Here is a 14,542-nt window from a genome sequence, read left to right on the forward strand (position 1 = left end):
AGCCTACGGCTGCGGTGTGTCCCAAATCTCCAAAGTTGCAGTTGTGCAAAAAGTGCCTGAGTGCAAATATTGCACGCATGCAAGAAATGAGTCTGCGGGAGCGGAAGAAGGCCGAAACCTGGGAGGCCATCCACCAAGAGGCCGCACGTGCCGTGTTGGACCGCGGTCTGGAGGCGGTCAAGGTAGAGGAGATTGCCCAGGCAGTGGGAATCTCACCGCGCACCTTCTTCAACTACTTCCCGTCCAAGGACCACGCGGTCCTGGGACTGAAAGACCCGGTGGTGCCGCAGGGTGCTGCTGACCGTCTGACACCGGGGCCGGATCTGCTGCTCAAGGCCGTTGAGCTTCTGGACCACGTGGTGCGCTCGGCTCGGCCGACCACTGAACATTCCTTGCGCCACCGGCTGTTGGCCGAACATCCACAACTGATGGGTCTGCACAAGCAGTCCCTTCACCGCACCGAGGACCTGGTGCGCACCGCACTGCTGGAGCGGCTTGCGGAGACCGGCTCGACGCAACTTCAGGACAACGACGACGTCCCCATCACCGAGCGCGTTCGCATGCTCGTGTTGGTGGCAGGCAGCATTCTGCGCTTCGCCTGGACCGGTCCTGGCCATGTGCCAGGTCAGGACCCCACGGCCCAAGATCTCCAACGGGCCGTGGACACCTATCACTTTTTGAACAGAACGGATTTGTCATGACCACAACACAAGACACTGAGCGTGACCCCTTCCCGGAAACCGCCCCCACCACCGTGGTGGGGGCTTCCACCGGGTCCATCGGCGTGGTCGGTTGGGAGCCGGGCAAGCGCCCGGCCGAGGAGAAGAACACGCAACGCCTGCTGCCCATCTTCCTGGGCCTGATGGTGGCCATGCTGCTGGCTGCATTGGATCAGACCATCTTTTCCACGGCCCTGCCCACCATCGTGGGAGACCTGGACGGTGTGCACCAGATGCAGTGGGTGATCACCGGTTACATCCTTGCCTCCACGGTGATGATGCCCGTGTACGGAAAGATCGGTGACCAGGTGGGCCGCAAGCCGGTGCTGCTGGTGGCCATTGCCCTGTTCATGCTGGGCTCCGCCATCAGCGGCATGGCCACCGACATCGACTGGATGATCGGTGGCCGTGTGGTCCAGGGTCTGGGCGGTGGTGGCCTGATGATCCTTTCCCAGACGGTGATCGCAGACATTGTTCCTCCGCGTGACCGCGGCCGATACATGGGGCTGATCGGTGGCGTTTTCGCCCTGGCCTCCGTGGCAGGTCCGCTGCTGGGCGGTTGGTTGACTACAGGTCCCGGATGGCGTTGGGCGTTCTGGATCAACATTCCGCTGGGCCTGATCGCCTTTGGCCTGTTCGCCTTCCTGCTCAAGCTGCCGCGTCCGCAGAACCAAGTGAAGGTCGATTTCGCCGGCATGATCACCCTGGGTGCAGCAACGGTTGCTCTGATCCTGGCTGCCACGTGGGGTGGCAGCGACTATGCGTGGGACTCTTGGCAGATCCTGTCCCTGTTCGCCGCCGTCGTGGTGCTCTCCGTGGTGTTCGTGCTGATTGAGCGCAAGGCAGCCCAGCCCGTGCTGCCGCTGAGCCTGTTCCGCAGCCGCAGTTTTGTGTTGACCATGTCCGCAGGCCTGTTCATGGGAATCGCCATGTTCGGGGCGCTCGGCTACATGCCCACCTACCTGCAGATGGTGCACGGAGCCACCGCAACGGAGTCTGGTCTGCTGATGATCCCCATGATGGGTTCCATGCTGATCACCTCGATCGTGACCGGGCAGATCGTCTCCCGCACGGGCCGGTACAAGATCTTCCCGCTGGTGGGCATGGTGATCATCGGGGTGGCTCTGGTGTTGTTGAGCCAGCTCTCCGTGGACCTGCCCGTGTGGCGTGTCTGCTTGGCGCTGGGTGTCCTGGGCCTCGGATTGGGCATGACCATGCAGATCTTGGTGCTCATTGTGCAGAACGTGTTCTCCCCGGCCATGGTGGGCACGGCCACTGCGGGCAACAACTTCTTCCGCCAGGTGGGTGCCACCCTTGGTTCGGCCGTGGTGGGCAGCTTGTTCGCCTCCCGCCTGATGGATCTCTTGGAGCAGCGCATGCCGGCCGGGACCATGTCCGGTGCCGGTGGTTCGGATGCCTCCGCGGGCTTCACCCCGGAGCTGGTGCACACCTTGCCGGGCCAGATCCAGAGCATTGTGGTGGACGCCTACAACGACGCCTTGATTCCCATCTACCTGTGGCTGGTGCCGTTTGTGGCGGTGGGTGCAATCCTGATGTTCTTTGTCCCGGAGACCACATTGCGCACCTCCAACCGGATCACCCCGGAGGACACTGCTTCAGCGGAGAAGGAGCCCGCCCCGCAGCGCTGAGCGTGACCCCCTCCCAGCCGGTCGAGACCTGCATCACATACCATGCAGGTCTCGACCGGTTTCTTGTATCCACAACCGGCCCATCCCCGCGCCGTGTGCGCGGTGACCCGAGCGCAAAGGAGCGACCGTGGGACTTCTGGACACTCCTGTTTTTGAGCACAAGGTTTTCACCGGCCAGTGGAGCGAGGGCGGCGGGGACCCCTTGACCGTCCGCAACCCCGCCAACGACGACGTCCTGACCACCATTGGGACGGTGACTCCCGATGAGGTGCACCGCGCTGCTGCTGAGGCCGCTGCCGCCCAGGTTGAGTGGGCGCAGACCCCGGCTTCTGAGCGGGCAGCCATCATGCGCCGCGCCGGTCAGATCTTGGAGGACAACGCGGAGGAGATCTCCGACTGGATTGTGCGTGAAACCGGTGGCATCCCACCCAAGGCTGGTTTGGAGATCCACAACGGTGCCGCCGAATGTTTTGAGGCAGCGGCTCTGCCCATGCACCCGCAGGGCCAGTGGTTGTCCTCGGATTCCCCCCACTGGTCCCTGAGCCGGCGCCGGCCGGCCGGTGTGGTCACCGTGATCTCCCCGTTCAACTTTCCGTTGATTCTCTCCATCCGCTCTGTGGCACCGGCATTGGCGCTGGGCAACGCGGTTCTGCTCAAGCCGGACCCCCGCACCACCATCACGGGTGGTTTTCTGATCGCTCGCGCTTTCGAGGAAGCCGGTTTGCCCGTCGGGGTGCTGCAGGTGTTGCCCGGTGATGGCGACGTCGGGGCGGCCACGGTGGCAGCTGATCCCGTTCGCATCATCTCTTTCACCGGCTCCACGGCTGCCGGACGGATGGTGGGGGCTGAAGGCGCCAAGTTGCTCAAGCGCACACACCTGGAGCTGGGCGGGAACAACGCCGTCGTGGTGTTGCCGGGTGCGGATCTGGACCTGGCGGCATCAGCCGGGGCCATGGGGTCCTTCTTCCACCAGGGCCAGATCTGCATGACCACGGGCCGCCATGTGGTCCACCAGGACGTCTACGACGACTACCTGACCAAGCTGACCGAACGCGCTGAGAACCTGGTGGTGGGGGACCCCTCTGCCGGGCCCGTGCACCTGGGGCCGATCATTGACGAGAAGCAGCTGAAGAACGTTGACTCGACTGTCCAAGAGACCGTGATCGCAGGCGGCACGGTGCGCCCCGGTGCCACCCATGACGGCTTGTTCTACCGGCCCACGGTGCTCTCCGACCTGACTGCGGAGATGCCCGCGTGGAAGGACGAGATCTTTGGGCCCGTGGCGCCTGTGCTCTCCGTGGGGTCAGTGGATGAGGCCGTGGAGATGGTCAACGCCTCCGAGTACGGGTTGTCCGTCTCCATCATCGGGCCCGTGGGGGAGGCCATGAAAGTGGCCGATCGTGTCCATTCGGGCAAGGTCCACATCAATGAGATGACCGTGGCGGATCAAGCTCAGGCGCCGTTCGGTGGCGTGGGTGCCTCCGGAACGGGGTCACGGTTCGGTGGGGCGGAAGCCAACATCGAGGCGTTCACGGAAACCCAGTGGGTCACCGTTTCCCCGGAGATTGCGCAGTACCCGTTCTGATCGGCACCTGTTCTGATCAGGCGGTGACGCTCACTTGTCCCTGAACCCGTGAGGTGACCGGTCCACCCACCCAGATCTCTGATCCTCGGGTGTGGACGTGGACCTTGGCCGAGCGTCCCAGGCTGGTGCCTTGGGAGACCGTGTAGGAGGAGGGGGCGATCTCCTGCGGCACCAGCCAGGTGGCAAAGCTGGCGCTCAAAGCTGCTGCCGCAGGATATTCGTCCACTCCCAGGGATGGGGCAAAGGAACGCATCTCGTAATCCGCCGGCCCGCCGTCGCCGTAAGCGCCCATGACGCCCACGCACAGCTGACCGAGTTCGTGGATGTTGGGATCCATGCCGATCACGGTTTCGGCGTCGTTGATCAGAAGGCCCAGAAATCCCGGGCCGTTGTCCAGCCACGTGGTGGCCTTGATGTCCTGCGGGTCCAGGCCCAGGACCTCACGGGCCATCTCCACCGTGAGCTCATCGGGTCCGCCGCGATCGTAAAGCGGAGGTGCCGTGAACTGGAGGTGGTTGTTCTCCTCCACCGCAACGTGCACCGTTCCCGCGGCGCACTCTTGAATGAGCTGCCCGGGGGAGCGGGGTTCGTGCCCCTGATCCAGCCAGGCACGGGCAGCAGCCAACGTGGAGAGCCCGGCAAACCGGACCTCCGTGGTGGGGCTGAAGAATCGCACCTGGTAATCGGCCACGGAGTCAGTGGCTGACAGGACAAAGGCCACCTCCGTGGAGGAGGACCACCGGGCAATGTTGGTCATCTCCTCCGTGCTCAGGCTGTCCGCATCCAGGACCACTGCAATGGGACTGCCCTGGAAGGGTGCGGGGGTGAAAACGTCCACCACCACGTGCGGCAGAACGGTGGTGCGGGCAAGCGTGGCGACGTTGGGGAGAGCGGTCATGACCCGTAGGTTAGGGCCAACGTCCGCTGCAGCTGTCATCCAGACAGGCTCAGCGCCAGGATCCCCCTGCAAAAGCGGACGGGTCCATGCGGACACGACGACTCTGAGGGCTCCACCCACACCACTGGGTGCTTCACATGCGCTGTTCGGAAACCCGGAGACGCTCCAGCATCTGCCGGAAGGACTCGGGCAGGTCCGTCAAGCTCGCCCGTTCGACTGCTGCGCCAAGCGCCGCGGGGTCCTTGGCCGACAGATCTGCGTCCTGCTCCCGCAAGGCGGCCAGGAATGTGGGCCAGGTCTGCAGTTCGGTTTCCAGATTCTCCTGCCACGCCGCCCAGTGGGGTCCCACAACGCCTGGATCCCCGCACCCCCAACTCGCCTGCTCACTGGGACACGGCAGGGTGGCGGTCAGAGCGGCCGTCTGCACCTGACGGGTTCGGAGCACTCGGTGAGCCTTGGCCGCATGGGGTGGGAGAGCGCCGCCGTCGCCGTCGAAAATCACGTACGTGCGTACCCCAAGCTGCTCGGCCAGGGCACGCAGCGCAGCCAACCGCACCTTGCTGTGCGCTGTGACCACGGTGCAGTGCCCAAGACCCCAGCGGCGCAACAGCACCGAGAAAACGGTGCGGTCCGTGGGGCCTTCCACCAGGACGGCGTGCTGCGCTCGCAAGAGTTGGGCAAGATCAGCCGGGTCCGTGCCCCACAATTCCCGCAGCACCTGGTTGCGGGGCCGGTTCAGCGCGGTGGCCAGGGCCGCCATGTCCGGGCGCAGAACCCCAACCGGGGTCACCCGTGCCAGATGCACAATCCACTCCCCGGGAAGGGGGTCCGCAGGGTCCGGCAGCAGCAGTGCGTTCCTGTGACCGCACGCCGTGGCCATGTGCTTGGCCTGACCGGCGGCTCGACGCAGCTCCCGCAGGCGATTCGCCCGAGCGTGGCTTCCCGACGACGCCGCCCCCGTCAGACCCGAAGTGGATTGCGCTGGGGGCAATCTCAGGTCCACAACGGTCTGATCAGTCAACCCGGCGGCATCCAAGGCGGCCCATGGATGTGCCACGGTGCCAAATCCAGCGCACACGGCCACCGTCAGTCGGGCCGGAGACCCCTGAACGGGCGACGCCGACCGGACCTGCCTGCCGCTGAAGTGTGAACGTGCCACCTGGTCAGCTTAAGTGCGCTGCTATCACGGGGCGGGGCCTCATCCATAAGTTGGAGTACGGGTCCACGAAACATTGTGACAAGTCCGGTGGTTCATTCTCTCGGTGGATGTTTCAAGCCAGCAGGTCAGCGACCATGGACATGTTCGCTCGTGTGAGCGGGCACCACCGCACCCAAATGCAGCAGGAGGCGACGGCGATGGAACCGCCGGTCCTTGAGACCGAAAACCTGGTCAAAGTCTACGGACGTGGAGCCAACCGATTCGATGCCCTCAAGGGACTCACCTTGGAGATCAAGCGCGGGGAATCCGTGGCCGTGATCGGGAAGTCCGGATCAGGCAAGTCCACGCTCATGCACCTGATGGCGCTGTTGGACCGTCCCTCCCAGGGAGTGGTGGCGCTCAACGGGCGGCCCGTTTCCGAACTGAAGAACAAGGAAATCCACAAGGTCCGTAATGAGAGCTTTGGATTCGTGTTCCAGCAGTTCTTCCTGAACCCGAATCAGACTGTTCTGGAAAACGTGGTTCTGCCCCTCAAGATTGCGGGTCTGTCCAAGCGGGAACGCAATCAGCGCGGCATGGAGGCTTTGGAGCGCCTGGAAATGGCGGACAAGGCCAAGAACAAGGCAACGGATCTCTCCGGTGGTCAGAAACAGCGCGCCTGCATCGCCCGCGCTCTGGTGACCAACCCGTCCGTGATTTTTGCTGACGAACCCACCGGCAACCTGGACTCCAACACCTCCGAGGTGGTGGAGGAGATTCTCTTTGGCCTCCAGCGCGAATGCGGCATCACCCTGGTGGTTGTCACCCACGACGACGACCTCGCCGCCAAGTGCGACCGCCGCATCCACCTCAAGGACGGGGAGATCGTCTCCGTGGAGGAGGGGCGGTTGGATGCCACCCACGGTGAGCCGAACCAGCAGTCGGCGTCGTCTGCCGGTGACGCCGTGCCGGCACCGAACTACAGGGCCACGGAGCCCTGGGCCGCAACCGGCGGCAGCACCAGCAGCGCTTCAGAGGACGGCCCCAAGCACCGTGAGGAGGGAACTCGATGAAATCCACCGACGTAGTCACCACAGCCCTGGGCAACACCATGCGCTCCAAGGCGCGCACCATCCTGACCGTGATCGCCATCTTCATCGGTGCCTTCACGCTGACCCTGACCTCCGGTCTGGGCGTGGGCATCAACACCTACATCGATCGACTGGTGCAAGGTTTTGGGGATCAACAGCAGCTGTACGTCCAAAAGCCCTCGCAGCAGTCCAACCAGCCAGCAGATGCTGGCCCGCAGGAATACGACCCCGAGGAAGCAGCAGGCGCCCGGGAAGGCAACTTCGGTCTGCAGATGCTCAGCACCCCGGAGATCGACAAGATTCGTGACATCGACGGTGTCGAGTCCGTGGAACCCCTTGTAGCGGTGTCCCCGACCTACCTGGCCGATGAATCCGGTGACCAGTACATCGTGTCCCTGGGGCTCCCCAGTGACGCCAGTAGCTTGGAGTACGCGGCAGGCGAGGCTCCCCAGCGGGACGCCGATGAGATCACCATCCCCACCACCTGGGTGGAGTCACTGGGTTACGACAACGCAGAGGATGCCGTCGGCGGGACCGTCAACATCGGCATGACCAACGCGACCGGTGAAAGCCAGGAGTTCGAAGCCACCATTTCCGGTGTCACGGAGATCATGCTGTCGAACCAGGGTTCTCAGCCCACGCCGTCGACGTCCTTCACCGACCGACTGTACGAGTACCAGAATGAGGGACTGCCTGAGCAGGCGGTTGAAAGCCAGGGTTACGCCATGGCAGTGGCTGACGTCCCCAACGTTGATCAACAGGACTCGGTCAAGGCCGCCTTGCGTGAAGAAGGCATGGTGGGCATGACTGTGGAGGACCAAATCGGCTTGCTCCGCGGCATCATCAACACGGTGACCTGGGTCTTGAACGGTTTTGCCCTGATCGCCCTGCTGGCAGCGGCCTTTGGCATTGTGAACACCCTGCTGATGTCCGTTCAGGAACGTACCCGTGAAATCGGTTTGATGAAGTCCCTGGGCATGTCTCCAGGCAAGATCTTCGGCCTGTTCTCATCTGAGGCTGTGCTGATCGGTCTGATCGGTTCCTTGATCGGTGTGGGTGCCGGCGTCGTGGTGGGCACCCTGGCCAATGGGTGGCTCACGGGCGAAGGCGGCCCGCTGGCAACGGTGGCGGGCCTGACCCTCTACGGCATCGCACCCCTGCAGCTGTTGGGCATCATCTTGCTGATCATGTTCATCGCGTTCATTGCAGGAACCCTGCCGGCCGCCCGAGCCGCTCGGAAGGATCCGATCGAAGCTCTGCGCTACGAGTGATCGTGCGCACCGGGCCGGTGCGGTTCGGCAGATGTCAGACCGCACCGGCCCCAACCACCAACGAGCTCTACGTCAACCCACGAGCTCAGCATCAACCGATTGGTTCACCATCAACAAGGAGGAGATTTCGTTGACGAACGCACCACAAGACCCTCAGTACCCCCAGCAGCCGCAGTACCCCCAGCAGCCGCAGTACCCCCAGCAGCCGCAGAATGCCCCGTACGCCCAGGGCGGCAACAAGTACGGCACTGCCGGCTACGACCCCAATCAGAACTTTGAAATGACCCAGCCCCCGCGGATCAACCGCTGGTTCCAGGTCACTGTGGCTTCCCTGGTGCTGTTCCTGGTTTACAGCGCGCTGGGTGTGGCCATGCTGTTCCACTCTGACTATGCGCAGCTTTTCCGTGATCAGTTTGCGGAGTCAGGGCAGACCCTTCCGCAGGGCATGAACATGGATGACATGGTTGCAGCCAGCCAGATTGGCGGCGCTGTATTCCTGATCATCTTTGCCCTCCTGGGCCTGGTGATCTACGCACTGGTTCTGCTGGGCATCAAGAAGCGATGGAATTGGGCCCGCATCCTGGGCATCGTCGTGGCCATCCTGACCACCCTGTACTTCGCCTGGAACCTCATCAGCTCGCTCACCATGGCAAGCGCAGGCGGGATGCTGGCGATTGTGTCCATCGTCGTTTTGTTGATTCTGGTGCTGGTCAACGTCTACTGGCTGATCCTGGCGTTCAACCGCAGCATCGCCCTGTGGATGAGCCGCCGCGCTTGAGTCACAGCATCAGTGTCTGAGCACATGGCACCTGCGCCCGGGCCGCGGGAATCACGCGGTCCGGGCGGTGCCGTGCCCAAGAACCGGCAGGGCGCTGTACGCCCGCGGACCGTGAACCTCCTGGTGGGGTTGACGGTCCTCTCACTCTTCCTGCACGTGGCCGGCTCAATCGCCAGCATCACGGCACTGCGCAGCGCCCCCATGCTGGAGTCCCTGCGCCGGCAGTACTCCCTGCAAGGTGTGCCTGCGGACCTCATTCACAACGACGCCCTGCGCAACTCCCTTCTGGCATCCACCATGGGCAACATGGTGCTTGGCCTGATGATCACCAGCCTGTTCGTCGTCGTGCTGTTCGGGATCATGGCGGGAAGCGACTGGGGCCGCTGGGGCGGACTGGTGCTGACCGCAGCCTTCCTGATCTGGAACGCCGTACAGGTGGCCCCGTGGATCCCCACTGACAAGGCACCAGGCCTCTACGGCCAGGTTTCTGCCGGCATTTCCATCGCATTCCTGGTGGTCAGCCTGTTGTGGCTTGCCGTCGCTTTCACAGCCCCGGTCAAACAATGGTTCCGCCGGGCACCCCAACCTTCCTGACCTGAGAGGTCGGCCACCACGTCTTAGAACGTCCCCCCGTACGTCACTGGGCGCAGCACAACTTTTGACGGAACACGCCTCAGTAAACTGCTTCTGGTTTCCGCGGGTGCTTACCTGCTTGTCCATGTCCTGCACCTGATCGGGAGGTCCACACAGACCTATCACGACAATCTGATGTCGGCCGCGGACAGAGTCTTCGGGGACGGGTCCACCACTGTGGAGATCAACCCTGGTGTGGGTCTATGGAGCATCGTGGGCCCCCTGGCGGTGCTGGCGGTCTATGCATTGATCTACTCCTACCTGCGTAAGGGCAAGAACTGGGCCCGCGTGACCGGGATCGTGTTGGCCTGCCTCGGATCAGCTTTCTCATTGGTGGGGTTCTTTGACGCATTCTTCTACGGCCTGTACGGAATCGTGGTTGCGCTGGCCATCGTGGCCTTTGTGGCCGTCAACGTGGTGTGGATTGTTGCGGCCATTCGCGGCCGCTGACGGAGTCGAAAGAGGCTCGAACATGACCAACGCACCGGATGGGCACAACCACCAGCAACCGTCTGTTCCCCCTCAAGGTTCCCCGGGGCCACAACCGGGCCCCCGTACGGCCAACCGCCCGGACCGTATCCGCCTCATCCGGGTTCCTATCCCGGTCAGTAGCAGTATTGACAGTGGTACAACCCTTATGCCGGGCCACAGCCTGCCCGGCGCATCAACAAAGCAGACCTGGTGCGCAAACCGGTGTACTTGCTGCTGTTGATCTCTGCGGCGCTGTACGTGGGCGAGCAGGTGGTGGGCGTCTTGGAACTGGTGATCAGGAGTCAGCTGCTCAGCTCGGCAAACACCGGAGCCATGATCGGCTCCAGTGTGATGGGTGTGGCATTCAGTGTGTGCACCATCGGTGCCCTCTACATGGTGGTCCTGATCCCCATGATGCTGGGCCACAACTGGGGCCGCGTGGTGGGTTATGTGTTTGCGTCCTTGGGCACCCTGGGGGCGATCCTCAACCTGGTGTACCTGATTGGTCTCCCGGGCCCGCTCTGGATTCTGAACGTGGGCGTGGAACTGCTGTTCATTGGAGTGAACATCGCCTGGATCGTGGTGGCCGCCAAGACCTGGGAGAAGCCCGCGGCTGCCCCCTATCCCTGCCCGCCGTTGCACTAGGCTGAGCTCATGTCGGCATCGGAAACTTCACCCCTGCGCCAGTTCATTCGCAAAGCCGTTGTGCGCACCGCAGTGGGCCTGGTGGGCGCTCAAGCAGCCACCATCGGTGGCCTGGTGGGCTACGACGCCCTGACCAAGAAGCAGCGCAAGACCCGCTCCGGGTTCCCCAAGCCGGGGCATTACGGCACGGACGTTGCCAACTCTGACGTTGACGTCTTCACCTTTGGTGCGGATCTGTACGACGACATGCTCACGCAGATCGCCAACGCCACCCACAACGTCTTCCTGGAGTCCTTCATCTGGAAGGACGACGAATACGGGCAGAAGTTCCTGGACGCCATCAACCGCGCCTCCGAACGCGGCGTGGATGTCCGTGTGGTTTATGACGGCTTCGGCAACCTGGTGGTGCCCAACAAGTTCTACCGATTCCACCATGACGTCCACGTCTACCGGTTCCCCGTCTTCCGCCCGCGGTTGTTCATCACCCCGCTGCGTGCTTCCGGTCTGACCCACCGCAAGTTGTTGATCGTGGATGACAACGTGGCCTACATCGGCGGGTACAACCTGGGTTCCACGTACGCCACCGAATGGCGGGACACCCACCTGAAAGTCACCGGCCCGGATTCCTGGGTGCTGCGTCAGTCCTTTGTGACCGTGTGGAACACCGTGGCTGCCAGGGAGGACCAGATTCCGCGCATGGATCCCCCGGAGTGGGATTCCCGTGTGCGCTGCTGGTCCAATCTGCCCATGCGCCGGGTGTACCCCATCCGCGGCATGTACTTGCAGGCCATTGACCGCGCCAAGGACCACATCTACATCTCCACCCCGTACTTCATCCCGGATCACCAGATTCTGGATGCCTTGATTCGCGCCCAGGGGCGTGGTGTGGATGTCCGCATCATGGTTCCCATGGACTCCAACCACGTCCTGGCGGACTGGGGCTCACGCGGGTTCTACGTGACTATGCTCAAGGCCGGTGTGACTCTGTTGCTCTACAAGGGCGCCATGATCCACGCCAAGACCGCCACCATTGACGGTGTGTGGTCCACGGTGGGCACCGCCAACATCGACCGCCTCTCCCTGTCCTTCAACTACGAGGTCAACCTGGAGATCATCGACAACGACCTCGCAGCCGTCATGGAACGGGTCTTTGAGGTGGACAGCTCCAACTCCCACCGCTTGACCCTGGACGAGTGGCAGGCCCGCCACCCGCTGGCCTGGGTGGGGGAGACAGCCCTGGCGCCCTTGCGCCCACTGCTCTGAGCGTTCTCAATCAACGACGACGGCCGGTGGAAACCTTGACTTCAAGGTTTCCACCGTCCGTCGTCGTGAGAGGCGTGGAGCTCAGCCAGTCGTTGCAGGCGGAGCTCAGTGGTTACGGGCGGAGCTCAGCCAGTAGTGGCGGTGCGAAGTTCAGTCGTTGCGGTGCGCTGCCCACGCTGCCAGAAGGACAAGTGCCACAACGGCGCCTGCCACCACCAGGCCGACTCGGTCGTCCGCGTACCAGGCGTTGGCCTCCTGACCGTACTGGGGCGGCTTGAAGCCCTCCGGGCGGACCCAGGAGTTGCCCTTGACGGGAGCCCCACCGTCGGCGTCGCGGGAGGTCTGCGAAACTTCAGCGGCCCCTGCGTAGCTGGCTCCGCGGTCCTTGGCGTGGCCCTCGTTGTGGCTCACGTGGCGATCCTGCCCGGCGTTGTCCACGGCGTTCACACCCGGGGAATCCGGGTTGGAGCCGGGCTCATGTCCCTTGTGGACGGTGTTCTGCAGCCCGCTGTTCGGGTTGGCCTGCTCGTGCTGGTCATGTCCGGGGATCGGGTTGTGCGGCATCGTCGCCTCCTGTGCCCGCGGGGGCATCGCTCGGTTTCAGGTCAAGGGAAGTCTGTCAGGGCCGCCACGGTGGTGGCTGCCACGTTCTCCAAGATACGGCCATCAGTCACCTGATGGCACGCCACGGTGTTCAGCTGACAGCAATCTGGCCCGGCACCTGGGTGAGGTGCCGGGCCAGATCGGGAAGTCTGGAACTTCAGTCAGTCAATGACGGTGATGTTCGCGGCCTGGAGACCCTTGGGGCCTTCCTGAACCTCGAACTCAACGCGCTGGTTCTCTTCCAGAGAACGGTAGCCATTGCCGTTGATGGCGGAGAAGTGCGCGAAAACGTCCTGCTGAGAGTCATCGGGGCTGATGAAGCCGAAGCCCTTGTCAGCGTTGAACCACTTGACAGTGCCGGTCTGCATTATTGCTGGTCGATCCTTCCGGAACGGTAACGGGCGCCGACCTTCGGCGACCGATTGCCGTCGTTGTGCTCCTCACGACTTGGTCCCGGTGGACAGTCGGCCGCGAACGGCGGGGCGCCCGCGACTGCGAGCTCATTTACAACAACTCCCCATGACGGTACACGAGGGAAGGCCCTGCGGTCGCTTCCGAGCCACAATTTGGGGTTCAGGTGCGGGAAGTTGCCACCTGGTCCATGCAAGTGCACTGAAAAACACCCAATTTTCAGGTGATGCGGCACGTTCAGGAAACGTTGAGGCGCTCTGGGGGTAAATACCAAGTCCATTTCAGGCTCATGTCAGGCGGGGGCGGTTAAGTGGTAATCACCTCGAGAAGAGGACGGCAGCTCCGACTGGAGGGTTCGGATCTGCTGAGCTTCCTGTGGCAACGATGACGGTGGTGGTGCGTCGTCATCAAGAGCCTTGCTGCAGGAGGGGGACAGAAGAGAGCCGCTTGCCACTTGACCCCTGAGTGGTAGGCGGCTCTCTCTATGCGTTGAGGCATCCATTTCAATAAGTGAAGTGTGTTTCCATGCGTTTGCAGGTATTGTCCGGCTTCAAGGAGAGAATCAGCTCACCTGATTCCCGCATCAGGTGAGCGTCGGGGTAGTGGGGATCGGGGGGTGATCCTGCATGAACTCATCGGCAGGGCAACCGGTGAAGTTTCCAGACGTGGGCAGCGTCAGTGCTTGGCGTGCCCGCATCCAGTTCCGTGATGCGCACGGAGATCTTGTGGCCATGGCAGACGGCCCCCTTCAGCGTTCTCTACACGGCGTACGTGAGGTCTTTCAGCACTGCCTGGTTTATGCCATGGCAACCATGGAGTCTTCCCAGGACGCCGGTGGCAATGACCTGGCGGTGGGGTACATGGCCATCACCACGGGGGACTACGCCTTGTGGTTCGACATCTTTGACCGGCGCCGGCGGTTCAAACGGTGGTTGACCACCAAGGAAAGCTGGGATGCAGCGGTGGATGCCGTCTTGCGGGCCGCCTCCTCCGAGCTGATGGCGCTGCTGCGAGGGATGTCCATGGCCATGATCTCAGACACGGAGGGACTGATGATCCGCCCGGTCTCAGGGCCAGAAGGTGTGCAGTCCAGGGTTGAGCTCTCCGTCCCGGGTCAGCAGCCGGCCAGGCTCTCCTCCGCCCTGTGGGAGTGGTGCAGCGATCCCCTTGGCTCCAACGCAGTGCGGGACATGTTCGCCGTTCTCCTGGCGCAGGACGTGGCTTCCGTGGATGTCCTTCTCTACCCGGGCACTGAACATGAACTGCGGGTTCGTCTGGACGCCTCGCCGTCGTTCGTGGAGTTTGTGCGCGGGGAGAACCCAACCTCAGGCGCCCGACCGTAGGATGTTCCCGGTCCCTGGAAGTGTTGACCCGTCATGCAGGAAGA

Annotated in this window: 15 protein-coding genes; 11 read left to right on the forward strand and 4 right to left on the reverse strand. The window is 63.1% G+C overall.

Annotation, left to right across the window (positions count from 1 at the left end):
• Window positions 1-77: 77 nt before the first annotated feature.
• The 3 genes from GTW58_RS00310 (at window position 78) to GTW58_RS00320 (ending at window position 3,953) form a co-directional block, all read left to right on the forward strand.
• A complete protein-coding gene (locus tag GTW58_RS00310) occupies window positions 78-701 on the forward strand; it encodes a TetR/AcrR family transcriptional regulator (RefSeq protein WP_119932516.1) in 624 nt (207 codons plus the stop codon).
• Complete coding sequence (locus GTW58_RS00315; RefSeq protein ID WP_119932515.1) at window positions 698-2,368, forward strand: MDR family MFS transporter; 1,671 nt, start codon at window positions 698-700, stop codon at window positions 2,366-2,368. The genes GTW58_RS00310 and GTW58_RS00315 overlap by 4 nt, the downstream gene beginning before the upstream one ends.
• Window positions 2,369-2,495: 127 nt before the next feature.
• Window positions 2,496-3,953 (forward strand): benzaldehyde dehydrogenase, encoded by a 1,458-nt coding sequence (locus GTW58_RS00320; protein ID WP_119932514.1) that lies wholly within the window; start codon window positions 2,496-2,498, stop codon window positions 3,951-3,953.
• A 16-nt stretch (window positions 3,954-3,969) separates the two neighbouring features.
• Here the strand turns inward: GTW58_RS00320 and GTW58_RS00325 are convergent, their stop codons facing one another.
• Together GTW58_RS00325 and GTW58_RS00330 are read right to left on the reverse strand one after the other, a co-directional pair.
• A complete protein-coding gene (locus tag GTW58_RS00325) occupies window positions 3,970-4,851 on the reverse strand; it encodes a PhzF family phenazine biosynthesis protein (RefSeq protein ID WP_157980446.1) in 882 nt (293 codons plus the stop codon).
• A gap of 133 nt (window positions 4,852-4,984) precedes the next feature.
• Window positions 4,985-5,908, reverse strand: a complete 924-nt coding sequence (locus GTW58_RS00330) for a TOPRIM nucleotidyl transferase/hydrolase domain-containing protein (RefSeq protein ID WP_157980445.1) — start codon at window positions 5,906-5,908, stop codon at window positions 4,985-4,987.
• Window positions 5,909-6,207: 299 nt separating this feature from the next.
• Here GTW58_RS00330 and GTW58_RS00335 point away from each other — a divergent pair, with 299 nt between their 5' ends.
• The 7 genes from GTW58_RS00335 to GTW58_RS00365 all read left to right on the forward strand — a co-directional run bounded on the left by GTW58_RS00335 (window position 6,208) and on the right by GTW58_RS00365 (window position 12,141).
• Window positions 6,208-7,062: an ABC transporter ATP-binding protein gene (locus tag GTW58_RS00335; RefSeq protein ID WP_119932511.1), complete on the forward strand. Its 855-nt coding sequence runs from the start codon at window positions 6,208-6,210 to the stop codon at window positions 7,060-7,062.
• Entirely contained in the window at window positions 7,059-8,351 is a 1,293-nt protein-coding gene (locus tag GTW58_RS00340) for an ABC transporter permease (protein WP_119932510.1), read from the forward strand. The genes GTW58_RS00335 and GTW58_RS00340 overlap by 4 nt, the downstream gene beginning before the upstream one ends.
• Before the next feature lie 130 nt (window positions 8,352-8,481).
• Window positions 8,482-9,129: a hypothetical protein gene (locus GTW58_RS00345; protein WP_157980444.1), complete on the forward strand. Its 648-nt coding sequence runs from the start codon at window positions 8,482-8,484 to the stop codon at window positions 9,127-9,129.
• A 24-nt stretch (window positions 9,130-9,153) separates the two neighbouring features.
• On the forward strand, window positions 9,154-9,723 hold the full coding sequence (locus tag GTW58_RS00350) for a hypothetical protein (RefSeq protein WP_156125540.1): 570 nt from the start codon (window positions 9,154-9,156) through the stop codon (window positions 9,721-9,723).
• 174 nt (window positions 9,724-9,897) lie between these two features.
• Entirely contained in the window at window positions 9,898-10,212 is a 315-nt protein-coding gene (locus GTW58_RS00355) for a hypothetical protein (RefSeq protein ID WP_119932508.1), read from the forward strand.
• A gap of 231 nt (window positions 10,213-10,443) precedes the next feature.
• A complete protein-coding gene (locus GTW58_RS00360; protein ID WP_119932507.1) occupies window positions 10,444-10,878 on the forward strand; it encodes a hypothetical protein in 435 nt (144 codons plus the stop codon).
• Window positions 10,879-10,887: 9 nt separating this feature from the next.
• The gene (locus GTW58_RS00365) at window positions 10,888-12,141 is read left to right on the forward strand and encodes a phospholipase D-like domain-containing protein (protein ID WP_168023438.1); all 1,254 of its coding nucleotides are present in this window, start codon (window positions 10,888-10,890) and stop codon (window positions 12,139-12,141) included.
• A 150-nt stretch (window positions 12,142-12,291) separates the two neighbouring features.
• Here the strand turns inward: GTW58_RS00365 and GTW58_RS00370 are convergent, their stop codons facing one another.
• Both GTW58_RS00370 and GTW58_RS00375 read right to left on the reverse strand, forming a co-directional pair.
• Entirely contained in the window at window positions 12,292-12,705 is a 414-nt protein-coding gene (locus GTW58_RS00370) for a hypothetical protein (RefSeq protein ID WP_119932506.1), read from the reverse strand.
• A gap of 200 nt (window positions 12,706-12,905) precedes the next feature.
• A complete protein-coding gene (locus GTW58_RS00375; protein ID WP_047691429.1) occupies window positions 12,906-13,112 on the reverse strand; it encodes a cold-shock protein in 207 nt (68 codons plus the stop codon).
• A 669-nt stretch (window positions 13,113-13,781) separates the two neighbouring features.
• Between GTW58_RS00375 and GTW58_RS00380 the strand changes: the two genes are divergently transcribed.
• The gene (locus GTW58_RS00380; protein WP_119932505.1) at window positions 13,782-14,498 is read left to right on the forward strand and encodes a hypothetical protein; all 717 of its coding nucleotides are present in this window, start codon (window positions 13,782-13,784) and stop codon (window positions 14,496-14,498) included.
• Window positions 14,499-14,542: the final 44 nt, after the last annotated feature.

The sequence above is a fragment of the Kocuria subflava genome, assembly GCF_012163155.1.
Classification (GTDB): Bacteria; Actinomycetota; Actinomycetes; order Actinomycetales; family Micrococcaceae; genus Kocuria; species Kocuria subflava.

Bases quoted from the DNA above. Each gene is read 5' to 3' on its own strand.
- GTW58_RS00310 (WP_119932516.1), top strand. From the start codon at position 78: ATGCAAGAAATGAGTCTGCGGGAGCGGAAGAAGGCCGAAACCTGGGAG.
- GTW58_RS00315 (WP_119932515.1), top strand. From the start codon at position 698: ATGACCACAACACAAGACACTGAGCGTGACCCCTTCCCGGAAACCGCC.
- GTW58_RS00325 (WP_157980446.1), bottom strand. From the start codon at position 4,851: ATGACCGCTCTCCCCAACGTCGCCACGCTTGCCCGCACCACCGTTCTG.
- GTW58_RS00335 (WP_119932511.1), top strand. From the start codon at position 6,208: ATGGAACCGCCGGTCCTTGAGACCGAAAACCTGGTCAAAGTCTACGGA.
- GTW58_RS00340 (WP_119932510.1), top strand. From the start codon at position 7,059: ATGAAATCCACCGACGTAGTCACCACAGCCCTGGGCAACACCATGCGC.
- GTW58_RS00350 (WP_156125540.1), top strand. From the start codon at position 9,154: ATGGCACCTGCGCCCGGGCCGCGGGAATCACGCGGTCCGGGCGGTGCC.
- GTW58_RS00355 (WP_119932508.1), top strand. From the start codon at position 9,898: ATGTCGGCCGCGGACAGAGTCTTCGGGGACGGGTCCACCACTGTGGAG.
- GTW58_RS00365 (WP_168023438.1), top strand. From the start codon at position 10,888: ATGTCGGCATCGGAAACTTCACCCCTGCGCCAGTTCATTCGCAAAGCC.
- GTW58_RS00370 (WP_119932506.1), bottom strand. From the start codon at position 12,705: ATGCCGCACAACCCGATCCCCGGACATGACCAGCACGAGCAGGCCAAC.
- GTW58_RS00375 (WP_047691429.1), bottom strand. From the start codon at position 13,112: ATGCAGACCGGCACTGTCAAGTGGTTCAACGCTGACAAGGGCTTCGGC.
- GTW58_RS00380 (WP_119932505.1), top strand. From the start codon at position 13,782: ATGAACTCATCGGCAGGGCAACCGGTGAAGTTTCCAGACGTGGGCAGC.